This is a genomic window from Gracilimonas sediminicola (assembly GCF_024320785.1).
GTDB classification, from domain to species: domain Bacteria; phylum Bacteroidota; class Rhodothermia; order Balneolales; family Balneolaceae; genus Gracilimonas; species Gracilimonas sediminicola.
This window is the reverse complement of sequence record NZ_JANDBC010000001.1, coordinates 542,481-559,777: the sequence shown is the minus strand read 5'-3', so window position 1 is coordinate 559,777 and position 17,297 is coordinate 542,481. Positions and strand designations below refer to the sequence as shown.

The window sequence follows — 17,297 nt, the reverse complement described above, 5'->3', positions numbered from 1 at the left end:
TAATTGAAGGAACAAAACTAACGAGTAACACGTGTGCCTATGGCTCAAAAGTTACTATCCGGTAAACATTTAAAAGCACTACATATCGCCCTCTTCTTGCTGGTTGCCGCCTTGGGTTTCAAGGCAACAGCCCAGTCTGTATTGCTTCCGGGCGATGTAGTTATTGTATCTGCCAATGCGGATACTCATTCCATCGATTTTATGCCGCTTATCGATATTGAGGAAGGTACGGAGCTGTATTTCTCAAATGGGAAGTGGGATCAGGAAGCTCGAACTTTATCCGGGAATGAGCTTAAGGTAACATTCAAGAGCCCGATTCAGGCCGGTACAAATATTCACCTAAACGACTTTAAAGATGACCGTCTGGATATAGAAGGTGAGATCAGTTTTGAAGGCGGAACCTTCCGTCTTTTTGCCTATCAGAAAGAAGAAGTATATCGGTTTATTTTTGCTATAGGCTGGGGGAAAGGGGTGGTATGGAATACCTCAGAGGAAGAAACACTGGGATCAGATATCCCGGAAAGTTTGCGAGAAAGCGATCACACCTACCTGACACTGGGTGATGCCTCCAACTATCAGTATTACATCAGAAACGGAGCCAGCGGAACCCGGAATTTGTTACTCCAATATGTGGGTAATGAAAGCCATTGGCGCGGAAGTGAAAGCAAGCCTTTCCCAATTTTTGGAACCTCCTTTAATTTGCTCGCCCCGCCGGTCGTTCTTTTTGATCAAAGTGTTTCTACTGTTCAGGAATCAGATTCGGTAGCTATTTTGAATGTTGCTATTTATGAACATGATGGCTCTCGCCTTTCCGTTGATGTTAAGTTTGACACCCTTCGAAGTATCACATCTCCTAATGATTACACCGACTTTAAAACCACAACCCTCAATTTTACCGGGTTGATTGGGGATGGCGTATATGAAGTAAGGGTTCCGATTACAGATGACAGTGACTATGAAGGAAGAGAAACCGGTATTTTTACCCTGCAGAATTTAACGAAAGGAAATTACGGAGATTTCCTCACGCACAGCAAAATCATTCTGGACAATGAAAAGCCGGAGGTGTTAATATCTCAGGTTATAAACGCTCCTGAAGGGGCCGACTTTGTGGAACTCCGGAATATGGAAGATGGCGTGGTCTCGTTAAATGGCTGGAGCCTTTCCTCTAAAGACCAGAAATACACATTTGCTGAAGATGCTGTTCTATTTCCACAGCAAACCATTCGTATTAAGTATAAAGCTTCAGCGCCTGAAGTAGATTCATCAGAGACTACTATTTACACCAATCTTGATAAGCCTTTGTTGAATAGAAGAGGCGGACAATTGGTGTTGAAAGATTTCAGCGGAGAGAAAATTCATGAGTTCAAGTACTCAGAACTGAAAAGGCTATCTGAAAGCAATTCAGGGCGGGATGAGTTGGTTTCCGGTAACGTTATTAATAATGCCAACCAACAAGTAAATGATGGTAATCTGCTGGGGCTTCAGGCTTCCGTACAGCAACTGGCTCAACCGGGATTAAAAGTAATTACCCAGCCGGATGGAATTAAAGATGTATTCCCGGAAGCACGATTAAAAGGCTGGAATGAGAGTGAACAACAATTTGTGGAGGTAACCTCAGAGTCAGCTTCCATGTCTGATTTTGAAATTCTTATTGGGCATTTCGAGGGAGAAGAAGCACAGAAATTAGCCGAGTGGAAAAAGGAGAATTCACAAAAGAAACAGAATAGCAGCACACTCTCATTAAGTGTTTCAGCGACTGATTATGACCAAAATGAAGCCTTAAACGGAACGGAAGGTTTGAACCTGGTTTACAATAATGTGGATAGTCCCGTCAGTGTACAACGAATTCTTGAACTGGCTGAAGAGAAATATCCCGAAGTTTCCATAAAACCACTTATCTACGGAGTGAAGCAAAATGCTACCGGAGATTTAGACTTTGTGCCTCTGCAGGAAGAGGATCAAATTCCGGCTCAGGCTCCCTTTTGGATCATACTGGAAAATACCCAACCTGAAATAGAAATAAATTTCGATCTGCAGGAAATCAGCCAGCCGGCAGCTGCTGCAGATACAGAGGAACTGACGGATGGAGAAATAACGACGATATCCCTTATGCTTAATTCGCAGGCTCAGAGCGAAACGGTTACTGTTCATTTTGTAGATAACGGCACCATGGAAAGTGTCATGGATCTCAACTCGTATCCGGAGTTGTTCCTGGGCGGTCATTCATTCCTGGATATGGCATTTTCCGGCGGGGAGGAGTATTTCAGTGAGATTACACTTTCCTCGAAAATAGAACAGGCACTCTCATTGCCGTTGCAGTTTAGTACTTCCGGATCCGGTAAGTTGACTCTTTCTATAAGTGAGTGGGAGGCTATTCCTGCCGATTGGGAAATTAAACTGGAAGATAAAGCAGCACAGAAAGAGTATGTTCTGAGAGAAGATTTCAGCATGACTTTCGATCACACCGCGTTAGCTGAGGAAGCCAGTCAGAACCGGGAAGCTTCGTTATCAGATTATGCGGAAAAAGACCGCTTTGTGATTCACATACAACCTCCCGGACAAATTGCAGAAGGCGATGAGGAAGACGATACTTTGCCCCGGGAAGTAGAGCTTCACCAAAATTTCCCCAACCCATTTAACCCGGCCACTATTATTTCATTTTATCTGCCGGAATCAGAAGAAGTTCGTCTCTCTATTTTTAATATTGTAGGCCAGCCGGTTGCCGTGATTGCAGAAGGAACCATGTCGGCCGGAGAGCATCAGTTTGAATGGGATGCTACGGACAAACCCAGTGGGATGTACATCTATCAGCTGGAAGTTGGAAAGAGTGTTATGACCCGAAAAATGACATTAGTAAAATAGTGAACAGATTTCGTGTGATAACAGTTATTCCAAATAAGTAATCATAAATCAAAAAAGGACAAGTACTCTTTACCTATCATGCAGTTTAAAACAATTCAAGGGGTGGAAGTGCCCGAAGTAGGGTTAGGAACACACCGATTAATTGGCAGAGAAGGCGAAAACACAATAAAGCTGGCACTGAATCTTGGCTATCGCCACATCGACACTGCCCAAAGCTATAAAAACGAAAGAGAAGTCGGGGAGGCCATCAAGAGATCACATGTTGATCGGGAAGAGATATTTCTTACCACCAAAGTTTGGCACACCCATCTTGAGAAAGACGACGTTTTAAAGATTGCAGAAAACTCACTTCGGGAATTAGACACTCCTTATGTGGATCTTTTGCTGGTACACTGGCCCAACCCGGAAGTAAATATCGAAAAAACGATGGAGGCTTTTCTGTCGTTGCGCGACCAGGGTAAAGCACTGAACATTGGCGTTGCCAACTTTCCGCTAAAGTTATTGAAGGAAGTGAATGAAGAGCTTGGTGCCCCCATCTTTTGCAATCAGGTTGAATACCATCCCTTCCTGAGCCAGTTTGATTTACTGGACTATACCGCCGAGCAGGATATCCTGTTTACCGCATATTCCCCGCTTGCACAGGCAAAAGTGATGGAAAATCCATTGCTTCAAAAGCTTGGTGAAAAATACGGGAAATCACCGGCACAAATTGCCCTGCGCTGGTTGATAGAACAAGAGCAGGTGGTTGCCATCCCCAAGGCCTCTTCGGAAGAACACCTGAAAGAGAACATCGATGTATTTGATTTTGTGCTGGAAGATGACGACTTCTACGCCATCGATGATATCCAGAAAGATACCCGCTTAATCGATCCCGACTTTGCCCCTGAATGGGATAAATAGTAGCAGATAAGCAACTATTCAACCCTTCCAGGGTTAAGCCAAATTTGTTTGAGTCAGACCGGTTGCAGTAACTTTGGAAGGGTTAGTTTAGGCATCGAAAGGTAGATTCGGGCAAGAAAAAAAGAAGCTTTTATTCCCCATACACCCCAACACCCCATAACCCTTCCAGAGTTAAGCCCACTTGCTTGAGTTAGACTAATTTCCGTAACTCTGGAAGGGTTATTAATAGTATAGGTAAGGAGCTTAATCAGCTGCAGGCAGCCAAGGCCAGTACATCCCCATCCTGGTTTGTAAGCTGATGGCGGTAGTTTTGATGCTCTTCGTTTTTTCGTTCGGAAGTGATCATATCACCAGAGTGGCTTTCCCGCATGAACATGATATCCATGTTTTTGATCAGGTAGGCTTTGTCATCATCGTAAGTCTCCATCAGCCACTCCACGAAGCGGGCATTGTTTACGTGCTCGTTCATATCCAGGTCTGAATTTCGGACTACAAACTTTTTAGTTACATCCGCATCCTCAAAGGAACTCAAGCGATCGGATTTTACCGGCATCACATGTTCCAATTCTGATAACCGAAGGTCCAGAACGTCTTGTGGCATGCGGGTGGGCTTGCGGGTCTTTAAATTGATCATCATCCAATAGCTGAGGCAAGCCCCGATTTGGGCGCCTTCTTCATCCAAAATGCGGTAATCCCGATAGGCTCGTAAAGCATCGCCGGCGGCCGGCCAGGTTTCGATAATGATTTTTTCCCGCCAGTTTGGATACCGCTCAATCTTGATATCCATTCGGTGGAGCACCCAGGTGAGGTCTTTCTCCTGAAGCTGAGTGATATCAAAATTGAGTTTGTGGGCGTGATTCCCGGCTACTTCCTGAAAGAGAGAGCAAAGGGCCGGAAGGGTAATTTGTCCCCCGGAGCCAACTTCACTGGCCCGGATGGTAAAGGTTTCGCTATGCTTGGTGATGTTATCAGTCATGGATGAAGGTGAAGTTCCGAATCACCCCAAACATAAATGAAAAAAAGGATTTATGTGTCGATGATTACTTAGCCGCATACAATATTCGGTTGCTCCAGATCTTGATGTCATCCAGGATCACATAAATGGAGGGCAGTACCAAGAGGGTTACTACTGTAGAAAAGGTAAGTCCGCCTACAATGGCACGTGCCATTGGGAAGTAGGGAGGGCCGTTGCCGCCAATCTGTGTGGTTCCGAAACAAAGGGGAACCAAACCAAGCACAGTTGTAGCTGCAGTCATCAGGATGGGGCGCATGCGGTCTCGGCCGCCTTGTATAACCGCTTCCCTTCGCGATAAACCCTCACTGCGCAGATGGTTAATATGATCAATCAGTACAATCCCGTTATTCACCACTATACCCATCAGAATCAGAATTCCGATGAAAGCCATCAGGTCAAAAGTGGTTCCGGTGATAAAGAAGAACCAAAAGATTCCAATCATGCCGTAAAAAATACAGGAGAGTACGCTTGTTGGATAAATAAGGGATTCAAACAGGGAGGCCATGATCAGGTAAATCAGGAAAAAAGCTATGGAAATATTAAAAAGCATGGTATTCATCGCATCCATATCATTTCCAAAGCTCCGTCCATAGCTCCACCCGTACCCGGCGGGATATATAATCTGATCCATCACCTGCGATATTTTACCGCGGGCTTCATCCGAAGTAATATCATCGAGGTTGATGGAAATCCCCAGGGAAGTGCGACGGTTTTCACGGAAAATGCGTCCGGCGCCGGGTCGCTCTTCAAAGTCGGCAAGGGTGGCAAGCTTCACTGATTGATCGTCATTAATAGAAATCGGCAGGTTTTTAAGGTCATCGATGGTTTGCCGGTTCACATCCTGAAAGGCAAGGACCACATCGATTTCACTGTCTTCACCGCGAATACGCTGTATGGTTTGTCCACGCATAGCTCCGGATACCATACTGGCAACTGCCGATGAGGTAAGCCCGAAATTCCGTGCCCGGTCATGATTTACGGTGAGGCGGATTTCATCACTTCCGGCCTCCGCTTCGGAACGAACATCGGCAAAGCCTTCAATTTGACCAAGTCGCCATTCCACCTGTTCGGCCAATTCTTCAAGTACGTCCATCGATTCGCCCTGAACAAAAACCCGAACCTGTTCGGCACTGTTTCGGCTGATAAACTCAAAAGCAGGTTGACCGAGTGCAATTTTAGGGAGGTCTTTTTGGATCTCTTCCTTAATCTGCGTCACCGCTTTTTTGGCATCGTCCTCGTCAATAAGGTTGATTGTAGATTGGGCGTATTCAGGCTGGTAGTAGGTGTAAACAGACTCTATTTCGAATTTATCCTGGTTTTCGTAAAGGTATTCTTCGATCCGGTCAACCGACTCTTTTACTCGATCCAGGGTATAACTTGCATTCAGATTGTATTGAAGTCTTAACTGCCGTTCTTCAACCCGGGGAAACATATCCACATTCATAAAAGCCATGGGCACGCCGCCACTCAAAAACAGCAGAACGATGAAAAGCACCGAGATTTTACGCCGCTCCAATAGCCATCCGAGCAAGGCGGAGTATTTTACGGAGAGCTTGTCGATGACCGTTTTTTTCTTTGATTTTTCCGGCGGATGAATCTTGGAGGCGAGCAGGGGGATCACCGTCAGCGAAATAACCAATGAAGCCAGCAATGCGATGATAATCGCCATGCCGATATAATACATATGCTGAGAGATAAAGCTCTCGTTCACCACGTTTGGCAGGAAAACGATGATGGAGGTCAACGTACCGGCAGTAACAGCAATCGAAACTTCTTTGGCTCCAAAAATAGCTGATTTACGAGCGTCATTTCCTTTGCGTTGATACCGGTGTATGTTCTCGGTTACTACTACGGCGTTGTCCACCAGCATACCAATAGCGAGCATCAGTCCCATCATGGAAAGGATATTCAGAGAAATATCGAGGAAGTAGAAAAAGCCAAGCGTTACAATGAGTGAAAAGGGGACAGCCGTGGCAACGATGAGGGTGGTGCTCATTTGCCGGAGGAAAATATACAGTACGAATACGGAGAGTAGCGCACCAATCATCCCGGAATTAAAAAGCTCCCGAAGCGAGCTCAGGATTCCATCCGCCTGGTTAAACATCTCATAAATCTCGATGCCCTGCATTTCAGGAAGCTCATTCACCTTGTCAATTTCAGCTAAAACTTCATCAACCACCTGTACGGTATTGGCGGTAGATTCCTTGGTGATATCTAATCCGATTGCGTATTTGCGATCCAGGTGACGGGCATAATTTCGTTCGGGGGATGTATATTTAACCGTGGCAATATCCTTTACGCGGATGTTATTATCGGCCACAATGAGATTTTCGATATCCTCAACGCCATTCAGGTTACCAACCGGACGAACCATGTATCGCAGTCCGGAATCAGTGATTTTACCCGCTGAAATCGAGAAATTCGCTTGTCTTAGGGTGCTGCTCAACCTATTTAGGTTAATGTTGTACTGGGTGAGCCGGTCCGGATCAAGTTCAACGCGTATTTCCTTTTTCTCTACGCCATACAGGGTAACCTGCCCAACTCCGGGAATGCGCTCGATGCGCTGCTTCAGGTTACGGTTCAACAGCTCATAAGCGTCTGACAGATCCCGGTTACTGGAAATACGCAGCTGAAGAGTAGGAGCATCTCCGTCCTGAAATTTATTGATGGTATAGTATTCAAAATCATCGGGCAGCTGATTTCGGATGCTTTCGATTTTTTCCTTAATCTCGATGGCTTTGAGATCAATTTCATTTCCCTGCTTAAAAATGACTATAACTCCGGCGTTATCTTCTCCTGAATTTGAGTTGATACGTTCTACCCCACTAATTGTCGCAAGAACTTCTTCAATGGGTCGGGCTACATTTTCGTTTACTTCAGCCGGTGTTGAATTTGGATAGGGTAGCTGGACAAAAGCTCCCGGAAAAGTGATGTTCGGCATAAACTCAAGGGGAACCATTCGGGTGGCAATCAAACCCACAACCAGCAGACTCACAAAAACCATGAGTGTGGTTACCGGGCGACGTATGGATAAATCGGTAATATGCATGGCAGTTTATTAAGCCGTTTCGGTTTCGGGTTGAGGAGTATAGCTCTTGCGGTCAAGTATGTCGTACATCACAGGAATGACTACGAGGGTGAGCAAGGTTGAAAATAACAGTCCGCCGATTACGGTGATACCCATCGGGGCACGCAGTTCGGCACCATCGCCAAAACCAATAGCGAGAGGGAGCAAGCCGAGAGTAGTAGTCATGGTGGTCATCAAAATCGGGCGTAGGCGGGATTTTCCACCTTCTTTAATGGCCTCCAGTTTCTCAACGCCTTTCATGCGCATCTGGTTAATCAGGTCGATAAGCACGATTGCGTTATTAACTACGATGCCGGCCAAAAGAATCAATCCAATAAATACAACCACACTGATGGTTGTGCCGGTGATGTACAGCCCAAGAATGGCTCCAACCAAAGCCAGCGGAATGGTAAAGAGGATGATGAATGGGTGCAGCAGCGACTCAAATTGAGAAGCCATCACCAGGTACACCAGGAAAATAGCGAGTGACAGAGCAAAAATGAGGGACTGAAAGGAGTCCGCCATTTCTTCATTCTGTCCGCCAATTTGGGCAAGAATTCCGGCCGGCAAAGTGGTTTCAGCCAGAGCTTGTTCTACTTCTTCAGCTGCTTCGCCTAAATCACCATAATTCAGGTTAGCCGAAACAATAGCTACACGTTGCTGAGCCACACGGCGGATTTCACCCGGTCCGTTGGCAATCTGCACTTCAGCTATCGCGCTGAGAGGAATAGGACGTTCGCTGTCCGGGTTTACAATCAGGCGCTGAATTTCATCGATGGATGCACGATCGGCCTCACGGGCTCGAACCAGCACATCAATTTTACGATCTCTCCAGGAATAGCGGGTAGCCACATCTCCACGAACGTTACTTACAATGCGGTCAGCTACTTCATGCACCTGTAAACCAAGGGCAGCGGCCCGGTCGCGATCAAATAAAATCTGTATTTCAGGACTTCCGGTTTCCATGGTGCTTTTTACATCAGCAAACCGGTCGTTTGAAGAAAGCTTACGGGCCACGGCATCACCGGCTAGTTTGAGTTTGTCCAGGTCAAAACCTGAAATTTCAATCTCAATGGGTGTTTTGAAAGAGAACAGGGAGGGGCGGGAGAATTTGTACTGCAAGCCCGGAATTTGCTGAAGGGAAGATCGCATCTGATCCATCGCTGCTTCTTCATCCATAGTGGAAGAACCGGATGCAAGCGTTACGCTGAGCTCACCCCAGTTTTCGCCGCCTTGTTCGGGATTGGCATCCATTTGGTTTCCGGTTCCAGCAACAGCAAAGGTGGTTCTTACATTATCCAGGTTCCTGGATTTGTTCTGAACCGAGCGCAGGGCTTTATCGGTTTCTTCAATTGGAGTTCCGGGAGGTAACTTGAATTCCACGGCAAACTCACCCTGCGATAGCTGAGGTATGAGCTCAATGCCGATTTGGGGAACCAATGCGAGTGACCCCACAAAAGACAACAAAGCAACCGAGAGCACAACAAATTTATGATTCAGAGACCAGCGTAGTAAGCCGGCATACACTTTTTCCGTTGCCTGATAGGATTGATCAAACACCCATACAAAAGGTGAAAACAGAGCTTTTGTAATTTTGCTAATCCAGCGGAAAATGAATTTAATTCCTTTTGTTAAAGCAGTAGGGATGGTGTAAAACAAAAACATACGTACGGATCGTAGTCCACGCCCGGCCTTGGTTTTAGGCTCTTTTAAATTCAGTGGCTGAGTTTCGGTTTTCTTTCCTCCAATTGAAGAAAGCATCGGAATCAGTGTGATAGCTACAATCAGCGAAGCCAATAAGGAGAAGGTCACCGTCAGTGCCTGATCACGGAAGAGCTGTCCCGCAATTCCCTGAACAAATACCAGCGGAAAGAATACAGCGATGGTGGTGAGGGTGGAGGCGATTACGGCCATTCCAACTTCTCCGGCACCTTCACGGGCCGATTCCACAATTCCTTTCCCCATTTCCCGGTGCCGGGCAATGTTTTCCAGCACCACGATGGAGTTATCCACCAGCATCCCGATACCAAGAGCAATTCCGCCCAAAGACATGATGTTTAGTGATATATCGTTGCCGTACATCAGGTTGAATGTGGCAATAATGGAAACCGGAATGGAAACAGAAATAATGACGGTGGTCCAGAAATTCCGGAGGAATAAATACAGCACAAGTACTGCCAGGATACCACCAATGATTCCGGCATTCTTCACTTCATTAACTGCAGAGGCTATAAATACAGACTGATCATACACTTTCTCCAATTTCATGTTGGAAGGAAGGGCATCACGGATACTCCCCATTCGGGCGTTGACGGCCTCAGCCACGGCTACAGTATTGGCATCCCCTTCTTTGTATATGGCAATTTCCACCGCTTCAGCACCATTCAGGCGGGTGATGGCCTCACGTTCTTTATATGCCTGGGTTACATCGGCTACATCTTTCAGGTAAATGGTATTGTCCTGATTTCGGGCAACAACCACATTTCGAATTTGTTCTACTGACTTAAATTCATTCAGCGTCCGCACCAGATACTGCTGAGTTCCTTCCTCAAGCCGACCCCCGGAAAGATTCACGTTTTCGGCACTTAAAATCTGTGTTACACTTTCAATAGGGATGTTCAAATAAGCGAGTCGCTGCTGATCAATGTTTACCTGTATCTCTTCTTCAAGTCCACCACTGATTTTTACCGAAGCAACCCCCAGGGCGGATTCTAAATTCTTTTTGAGCTGTTCATCCGCTAATACACGCAGGCCTTTCAATCGGGAAATTGCGTCCGGGCTTTCCAGGTCCTGATAGCCTGCGTAATCCACATTTACATCATCCCCGGAAGGATTATCAGTCCCGCCTTCGTTGTAATAGAGGGCATACCGCATTATGGGGTCGAGGGTGGGATCAAAGCGTAAGGTAACCGGTTTATCGGCATCTAAAGGAAGCTGAACGGCATCCAGTTTGGCCATAACGTCCAGGTTCGCGATGTTCATATCGGTTCCCCAGGCAAATTCCAGTACTACATCAGACTGACCCGCACGGGAAATGGAACGCACTTGTTGTACGCCTTTCACAACTCCAACTGCTTCTTCAACGGGCTTGGTAATCAGGTTTTCAACTTCAACAGGAGCTGCACCTTCAAATTCGGTTCGGATAGTGAGGGTTGGATAGCTGAGTTCAGGGAGCAGGTTTACATTAAGCCGGGAGAGGGAAACCATACCGAACAGCAGAATCCCGACTGTAAACATGGCAATGGTAACTTTCCGGCGTATAGAAAGGTCAATGATTTTCATAGGAGAGCCTGTTTACAGGTTGGAGATAACGTTTACTTTGGTGCTGTCCTGAAGACTTCCTTGCCCAATGGTGACCACCATTTCGCCGTCTTCCAGTCCTTCGATCACTTCTACATTCACCCCGTTGGTGTAACCGGTTTTAATAGCTTTTTTGAAAGCCAGCGAATCTTTGATCACATATACACTTTGGGCGAGATCTTCCGACATAACGGCTGATTTAGGAATCATACGGGTGTTTTCGCGGGTGTCGTACACAATTTTCACACGCCCGAACATACCGGGGCGAAGCATGCCTTTGGTTTCATCCACATACACAGTCACTTTAAAGGTACCGGTTTGGGAGTCCACTACCGGGCTGATGCGTTCTACATGGCCGGCAAAGGTTTGATTGGGTAATGCATCCACTCTGAGTTCTGCACGCTGGTCATTTCTGATTTTTGCCATCTCATGCTCCGGGATGTGCAATATCGCCTGCAACGGACTAAAATCGGTAACCCGATACACCTGTTGGTCGGTACCGATCATATTTCCAACTTTCACATAGCGCTCAGAAATCACTCCGCCAATCGGAGATTTAATAGATGTATGCTCAAGATTCAGCTGAGCAAGTTCATAGGCTGCTTTTTGAGACTCATACTCATATTGAGCATTTTGGTAGGCTTCGGCAGCAATCAGGTTCTTTTCATAAAGTTCCTTGTTACGGTCAAAGTCGTTTTTCAGTCGGTCTAAGGTTGCTTTGGCCCGGGCTGCTTCAATACGGTACTGATCGTCTTCAATTTTCGCGATCACCTGTCCGGCTTTAACCTCATCGCCTTCCTCAACATAAATTTCCCGAACAATACCGCGAACTTTAGCTACCACTGTTGCTTCCTGTTCGGCTTCAAGGGTGGCGGTGTTGGCATAGTAAGCAGAGATATCTCCCCGGCTCACGTTACTGACTTCCACCGGAATAATCAGATCTTCGTCTTCACCATTTTGATTTTCTTCGTTTCCATTGTTACAAGCACTGGTGAATACCAAAGCTGTAATCATGACCAATAGCGGGAGGGAGTAGCGTAATGTTTTCATCTGAGTGTATTAAAACCGTTTTGATTATTTGCAACGGTGTTGGCTTACGCCCGGATGAAATCTTTGTTTCGGGAAGGCTGAAGTTTCTATTGGCTTGTTCTATACAATCTGACCAATCCGAGTACTATTCTTCGGGCTGTACGGCTTGTATAATTTGTACCCGCGAGGTTGTAGCTTATTCAATGAGGCCGGTTTTCAGGATTACGTAGTGAAACGGAGCTTTGTTAAGAGGTTAAAACCCATATACGGATATGGAAAACTGATGGAAAGACGAGCCGGTAAGTGGATGATCGGTTTCGTTGACACTGTAAGTTGACCAGCTATAACTGAAATCCAAATGATTTGCTACGGACCTGATTACGGGGTGCTCGTTTTTGCTGAATAATAGTTTAAGAATCGGTTTGGCACTCAAAGAAACACCGGATGTATTCACTGCTTTCCTGTAACCGGGTCCATAGTATCGCCCAAGTCCGGCTGTAAAACCTTCAAGAATATGTAGTCTGAAACCCTGACTTATTTCTATATCGTCATCACTCTTGGAAAGGAATACATTGTCCAGCATGGGAATGATGCCCGGTTTTTTGTTATAGCTGACCGAATTTCCATGTACATCAATTCGGAGATCTTTGGCATCAACAGCCCAGTCAATTTTTACCAACTCCATACTATTGCCGGCTATTATATCCTCATAAGCGAGTGAAAGTCCGTAACCAAAAATGGATTTTCGTGGCAAGGGGTCAGGTCTTCCAGAGGCATCATACTGGATGAAGTCTCCATCATTTTGCAAGGCATACCCAATCGATGCTTCTGCTTTGAAACTATTGATAGAAAAAGGGTAACCGATCTGAATACCGAAATCGTTGGCATCAACTTTTGCCTGATATAATCCCAGATCAGAGTCAATCTTTTTGAATGAATAGCCAATACTCACCCAGATCCCGAAATCATATCTGAGTCCAATCGAGTAAAGCTGATAATTTTCAACAGGATTGTAGGTACTGTCAGGCATTGGGTTATTCGGATCAGAATATTGGATTTCACCATAATCAAACCGGGTATTCATTACTCCAACACCAATACTAAGAGGAACATCATTAAACTTATATCCTGCAGCCAGAGAAGAGTTGTAAAGTCTGGGGTTATCATTGAGGTCAGGCAACCAGTTATTGCCGTTTGGGTGAAATTGATAAGAGAAATTTTTTGAGGCACCAAAGTTTCCGAGCTGAGCAGGGTTGTAATAAAAGGCCGCATTATAATCGGAAGGGAGAGCTACCAATGCTCCGGCATTCATGTTGGTTTGGGCATCGGGCCTGATCTCAAGAAAAGGAACTGCTGTCACGGCCACTTGGGCATTTACATTCAAACAAACCGAGAGGAGAAATAGGGTGATAGCGGAAAGAAATTTCATCAGGCCAGGTAATGACTTTAATATTTAGTGGATGTCTGTATTCAATACTCAAATCTGAGATAAAACAAAGATTATGCTGAATACAATAATGAATACGATAAACATGCCCATGCATCCTTTCTGTTCAGATTCGATGATCGGCGTACCTTCTTTATAAAGATCAAATACCACTCCATTCATACCAAACCCAAACTGGATGGTGCATTCTACATCTCTGCCATCTTCCCTGACCGTGAACGTATGCTCTGCCCCCAGCATAGAATAGGTGGATGAGACCACCTCACCGTTTACCTTTACCGTTTCTTTGCCAAGCAGTGTGTTAAAGAGCTCAATTTTGTTATCCCCAAGGTGAACGGTTGTGTATTTCATAGTGATGTGTTCGTTTGATCTTATGAAAGAATTCCAGCTTTAGGCATAAGGTACTAATTTGTTGAGTTATTGAGTGAATAATTTCTGTGGTAGTAGTAACCCGAAGCAGTTCCAGAAAAAACATAAAAAAAGCCACAAACCATCTTTCAGATTTGTGGCTCAGGGAGGGGAAATTCAGAATATCACCCCAGGAAATTAGTGCCTTTTTCCGGCACAACAACTTCCGTGTCTGTGATGTCTTCCAGTATTTCTTTGAATTCCTCCGGGTCTGCTTCAATGGGAGGCCATGTATTGTAGTGCATAGGCACGGCCATCTTAGCCCCGATCAGTTCTACAGCATAAGCGGCTTCTTCAGGTCCCATAGTGAAATGATCCCCAATGGGTGCCAGTACCACATGCGGTCTGTAAAGCTCTCCATACAGCTCAAGGTCAGCGAAAATGTTGGTATCACCCATGTGGTAAATACAAATGTCATCTTCGAATGAAAGCACGAGTCCGCCCGGATCGCCGGCATACTTTCCTTTATAGGAAGAGCTGTGGTTGGCAGAGACCAGCGTTGCGGAAAAGTCTTCAAAATGAACGGTTCCGCCTTTATTAAAACCAATGGCTTGTTCTTCCGGTAACCCTTCTTCCTGTAAGATTCCCATCAGTTCCAGAATGCCCACAACTTTGGCTCCGGTATTCTTGGCAATTTCCACAGTATCGCCCACGTGATCTTCATGCCCGTGGGTCAGTAAAATATAATCGGCTTCTTTTACTTCTTTAAGTTCATCCGGGGTGGAGGGGTTATCTTTCAGAAACGGATCGATATAAATAATCTTTCCACTTTGGCTCTCCAGCTTAAAGGCCGAATGCCCCAGCCAGTGTGCTTTAATTTGTGTATTCATGATCTCCTTAATTTAATTAGGTTAAATCTGTTATCGTAAACTACTTAACTAAATGAAAACCATGCAAAAATGATTCGCTGTTTATCAAATTGATGATTAAGCGCTACGCACCCGGTTATTTCAAAGCTTAAATACTTGTATATTTCGGGGAATTAGAAAAAGGACAAATGGGCATTTTAGATTCAATTGGCAATTTATTTGGAACGGAAAGCCAGCCGCAGAATAAGTTTCACTGGAAAGAGTTGACTTCTGAGGAAGACGTGGCGAACGTTATGCATACCTCCAATGAAAAGCCCCAGGTGATTTATAAGCACAGTTCGCGATGTGCCACCAGCTATTTTGCCCTGAAAAACGTAGAGTCCATTTCTGCTGAAGATCAACTAAAGGCCGATTTCCATATGGTGGATGTAATAAGTAGCCGACCTACATCTATGCACATTGCAGAGAAATTGGAAATCAGGCATGAATCTCCCCAGTTATTTGTGATCAAAGATGGGGAAGTGATATGGAGTGGCTCTCACAATCAAATTCAGGCAGAGGTTCTGGAAGACATACTTTAGAGAGTCATTCAGGGTCAAAAAAGAGCCCGGCAATGACAGTTTTAGGTTTTGGAAGGACAAGATAAATGAAAAGTTTTTTAACGTGGATTACTGCGGTAGCCATCGGTGGATTGATTGGCTACGGAGCCAGCTTCCTGATGGAGGTTGGGTTAGCTCTGCCAATAGGTATTGGCGTATTGATAGGAAGCTCGGTGGGCATCACCATTAACATTCACAGGGATGATGATCTTGACATTCCACCGGAAGTGGAATCGGCAGCAAACACTAATTCTGAGACAAAAGAAACTACTTAAGACCGATCTTTTAGACTAACCTCTTACTTACTTTTCAAACAGTTTTTTGATGTTCTTCTTAAAGTCCGGTTCTACTATTCCCTTCTCCGTGATAAATCCGGTGATGTACTTGTTAGGGGTTACATCAAAAGCCGGGTTATAGGCATCTGTTTTCTTCGGGGTGATGGGGGTTTTAGCCAAATGTGTTACTTCTTCGGGTTCCCGTTCTTCGATTTCTATTTCATCACCGGTGTCGGTTTCAAGGTCAAAGGTTGAAAGGGGAAGGGCTACATAAAAAGGGATTTCATTTTCTTTGGCTAACACAGCAAGGGAGTACGTCCCGATTTTGTTTGCGGTATCTCCGTTGGCTGTCACCCGGTCGGCCCCTACAACCACCATATCCACTTTGCCTTGTTTCATTAATGAGCCGGCCATGGAATCTGTAATCATATGGAAGGGGATCTCTGCCTGTTTAAGTTCCCAGGCGGTAAGCCGTGCCCCCTGTAAGAGCGGACGCGTTTCGTCCACCCAAACATGGATGTCTTTATCGTCGTCATCGGCGTGCAAAATTACCGACAATGCCGTTCCATAGGCTCCAGTTGCTAATCCTCCTGTGTTGCAATGGGTGAGGATATTCCAGCCTTTTTCAACCAATTCAGCCCCGTTCTCCCCAATCTTTTTACAAACACGTTTATCCTCATCGTGAATGGTCTTGGCCGTCTTGAGGATGATTTCCTTAATCTCTTCAAGGTCTTTGTCTTTATTGGCATACACGGTTTGATTGATCCGCTCCAGGGCCCAGCTCAGGTTAACCGCTGTTGGGCGGGACGACTTCAGGTATTCAATCCAGCGATTCAGTTCTACATTGAAGCTGGTAAAGTTCTTCGATTCCAAATCTCTGACGCCAAGATATAATCCATAAGCTCCGGCAATTCCGATAGCCGGTGCTCCGCGCACTTTCAGCTTTTTGATGGCATCCCAAACCTGCCCGATGGTATTCACATCAGAATATATTTCACGCAGCGGCAGCTGAGTTTGGTCCAAAATTACTAAGTGATCGTCTTGCCAGGTAATTGATTGGTAGTTTTGTTGCATTACTTATCTTGGCTTTTTAAATGGAACACGGATGAACTCGATTGAGCTGATCTTCGCGGTTAAAAATGTACTTAAGATTTGTTTGAAAATATTTTTCGTTTGAACTCGGGTTTCTTTCCAAAATTAAAAAGAAGTCCGACTTCAATATTAGTCGCTCTCAGGTAATTGATTAACTGAAATTCATGTTCTTGCAATAGTTTTCTGGATGATTTCAGTTCTAAAATAACCTTCTCTTCTACTAAAACATCTGCAAAGAAAGTACCAACTTTTTGATTCCTATATTGTACTTCAATAGGCACTTGATTTACTACATTCAACCCTTGTCTTTTTAACTCAATCAACAGAGCATTCTCATATACACTTTCTAAAAACCCATAACCCAGCTTGTTGTAAACCAGGTAGAAAGACTCAATGATTTTTTCAGTTAATTCTTCATGAAGCATAAAGGCATTCCGTGATTAATACTTCTGAATATATAAAAACCACCAATATCTAATAAATTTCAGGCATTT

General features: G+C 45.0%; 13 protein-coding genes. 4 read left to right on the top strand and 9 right to left on the bottom strand.

The window, feature by feature from the left end; all coding sequences use genetic code 11:
• Positions 1 to 39: 39 nt before the first annotated feature.
• Positions 40 to 2,862: a lamin tail domain-containing protein gene (locus NM125_RS02565; RefSeq protein WP_255132556.1), complete on the top strand. Its 2,823-nt coding sequence runs from the start codon at positions 40 to 42 to the stop codon at positions 2,860 to 2,862.
• 78 nt (positions 2,863 to 2,940) lie between these two features.
• Positions 2,941 to 3,762, top strand: coding sequence for an aldo/keto reductase (locus NM125_RS02560; protein WP_255132554.1), 822 nt, complete (start codon positions 2,941 to 2,943; stop codon positions 3,760 to 3,762).
• Positions 3,763 to 4,009: 247 nt separating this feature from the next.
• Here NM125_RS02560 and NM125_RS02555 read toward each other — a convergent pair whose 3' ends face one another.
• The 7 genes from NM125_RS02555 to NM125_RS02525 all read right to left on the bottom strand — a co-directional run bounded on the left by NM125_RS02555 (position 4,010) and on the right by NM125_RS02525 (position 14,858).
• Positions 4,010 to 4,738, bottom strand: a complete 729-nt coding sequence (locus tag NM125_RS02555) for an acyl-[acyl-carrier-protein] thioesterase (RefSeq protein WP_255132552.1) — start codon at positions 4,736 to 4,738, stop codon at positions 4,010 to 4,012.
• Between the two features lie 64 nt (positions 4,739 to 4,802).
• Entirely contained in the window at positions 4,803 to 7,826 is a 3,024-nt protein-coding gene (locus NM125_RS02550; RefSeq protein ID WP_255132551.1) for an efflux RND transporter permease subunit, read from the bottom strand.
• A gap of 9 nt (positions 7,827 to 7,835) precedes the next feature.
• Positions 7,836 to 11,126 carry an efflux RND transporter permease subunit gene (locus tag NM125_RS02545; RefSeq protein ID WP_255132549.1) on the bottom strand — a complete coding sequence of 1,097 codons (3,291 nt, stop codon included), beginning with the start codon at positions 11,124 to 11,126 and terminating at the stop codon, positions 7,836 to 7,838.
• 12 nt (positions 11,127 to 11,138) lie between these two features.
• Positions 11,139 to 12,194 (bottom strand): efflux RND transporter periplasmic adaptor subunit, encoded by a 1,056-nt coding sequence (locus tag NM125_RS02540; protein WP_255132548.1) that lies wholly within the window; start codon positions 12,192 to 12,194, stop codon positions 11,139 to 11,141.
• 232 nt (positions 12,195 to 12,426) lie between these two features.
• Positions 12,427 to 13,602 carry a PorV/PorQ family protein gene (locus NM125_RS02535; RefSeq protein ID WP_255132546.1) on the bottom strand — a complete coding sequence of 392 codons (1,176 nt, stop codon included), beginning with the start codon at positions 13,600 to 13,602 and terminating at the stop codon, positions 12,427 to 12,429.
• A gap of 48 nt (positions 13,603 to 13,650) precedes the next feature.
• Positions 13,651 to 13,971: a hypothetical protein gene (locus NM125_RS02530; protein ID WP_255132544.1), complete on the bottom strand. Its 321-nt coding sequence runs from the start codon at positions 13,969 to 13,971 to the stop codon at positions 13,651 to 13,653.
• 182 nt (positions 13,972 to 14,153) lie between these two features.
• Positions 14,154 to 14,858, bottom strand: a complete 705-nt coding sequence (locus NM125_RS02525; protein ID WP_255132542.1) for a metal-dependent hydrolase — start codon at positions 14,856 to 14,858, stop codon at positions 14,154 to 14,156.
• A gap of 167 nt (positions 14,859 to 15,025) precedes the next feature.
• Here NM125_RS02525 and ytxJ point away from each other — a divergent pair, with 167 nt between their 5' ends.
• Together ytxJ and NM125_RS02515 are read left to right on the top strand one after the other, a co-directional pair.
• Positions 15,026 to 15,418: a bacillithiol system redox-active protein YtxJ gene (gene ytxJ / locus NM125_RS02520; protein ID WP_255132540.1), complete on the top strand. Its 393-nt coding sequence runs from the start codon at positions 15,026 to 15,028 to the stop codon at positions 15,416 to 15,418.
• Between the two features lie 65 nt (positions 15,419 to 15,483).
• Complete coding sequence (locus NM125_RS02515; RefSeq protein WP_255132538.1) at positions 15,484 to 15,711, top strand: hypothetical protein; 228 nt, start codon at positions 15,484 to 15,486, stop codon at positions 15,709 to 15,711.
• A gap of 27 nt (positions 15,712 to 15,738) precedes the next feature.
• On the opposite strand, the gene mtnA is transcribed toward NM125_RS02515, so the two are convergent.
• The gene (gene mtnA, locus NM125_RS02510) at positions 15,739 to 16,785 is read right to left on the bottom strand and encodes an S-methyl-5-thioribose-1-phosphate isomerase (protein WP_255132536.1); all 1,047 of its coding nucleotides are present in this window, start codon (positions 16,783 to 16,785) and stop codon (positions 15,739 to 15,741) included.
• Between the two features lie 71 nt (positions 16,786 to 16,856).
• Complete coding sequence (locus NM125_RS02505) at positions 16,857 to 17,228, bottom strand: GxxExxY protein (protein ID WP_255132534.1); 372 nt, start codon at positions 17,226 to 17,228, stop codon at positions 16,857 to 16,859.
• Positions 17,229 to 17,297: the final 69 nt, after the last annotated feature.

Bases quoted from the DNA above. Each gene is read 5' to 3' on its own strand.
- NM125_RS02565 (WP_255132556.1), top strand. From the start codon at position 40: ATGGCTCAAAAGTTACTATCCGGTAAACATTTAAAAGCACTACATATC.
- NM125_RS02560 (WP_255132554.1), top strand. From the start codon at position 2,941: ATGCAGTTTAAAACAATTCAAGGGGTGGAAGTGCCCGAAGTAGGGTTA.
- NM125_RS02555 (WP_255132552.1), bottom strand. From the start codon at position 4,738: ATGACTGATAACATCACCAAGCATAGCGAAACCTTTACCATCCGGGCC.
- NM125_RS02550 (WP_255132551.1), bottom strand. From the start codon at position 7,826: ATGCATATTACCGATTTATCCATACGTCGCCCGGTAACCACACTCATG.
- NM125_RS02545 (WP_255132549.1), bottom strand. From the start codon at position 11,126: ATGAAAATCATTGACCTTTCTATACGCCGGAAAGTTACCATTGCCATG.
- NM125_RS02540 (WP_255132548.1), bottom strand. From the start codon at position 12,194: ATGAAAACATTACGCTACTCCCTCCCGCTATTGGTCATGATTACAGCT.
- NM125_RS02535 (WP_255132546.1), bottom strand. From the start codon at position 13,602: ATGAAATTTCTTTCCGCTATCACCCTATTTCTCCTCTCGGTTTGTTTG.
- NM125_RS02530 (WP_255132544.1), bottom strand. From the start codon at position 13,971: ATGAAATACACAACCGTTCACCTTGGGGATAACAAAATTGAGCTCTTT.
- NM125_RS02525 (WP_255132542.1), bottom strand. From the start codon at position 14,858: ATGAATACACAAATTAAAGCACACTGGCTGGGGCATTCGGCCTTTAAG.
- ytxJ (WP_255132540.1), top strand. From the start codon at position 15,026: ATGGGCATTTTAGATTCAATTGGCAATTTATTTGGAACGGAAAGCCAG.
- NM125_RS02515 (WP_255132538.1), top strand. From the start codon at position 15,484: ATGAAAAGTTTTTTAACGTGGATTACTGCGGTAGCCATCGGTGGATTG.
- mtnA (WP_255132536.1), bottom strand. From the start codon at position 16,785: ATGCAACAAAACTACCAATCAATTACCTGGCAAGACGATCACTTAGTA.
- NM125_RS02505 (WP_255132534.1), bottom strand. From the start codon at position 17,228: ATGCTTCATGAAGAATTAACTGAAAAAATCATTGAGTCTTTCTACCTG.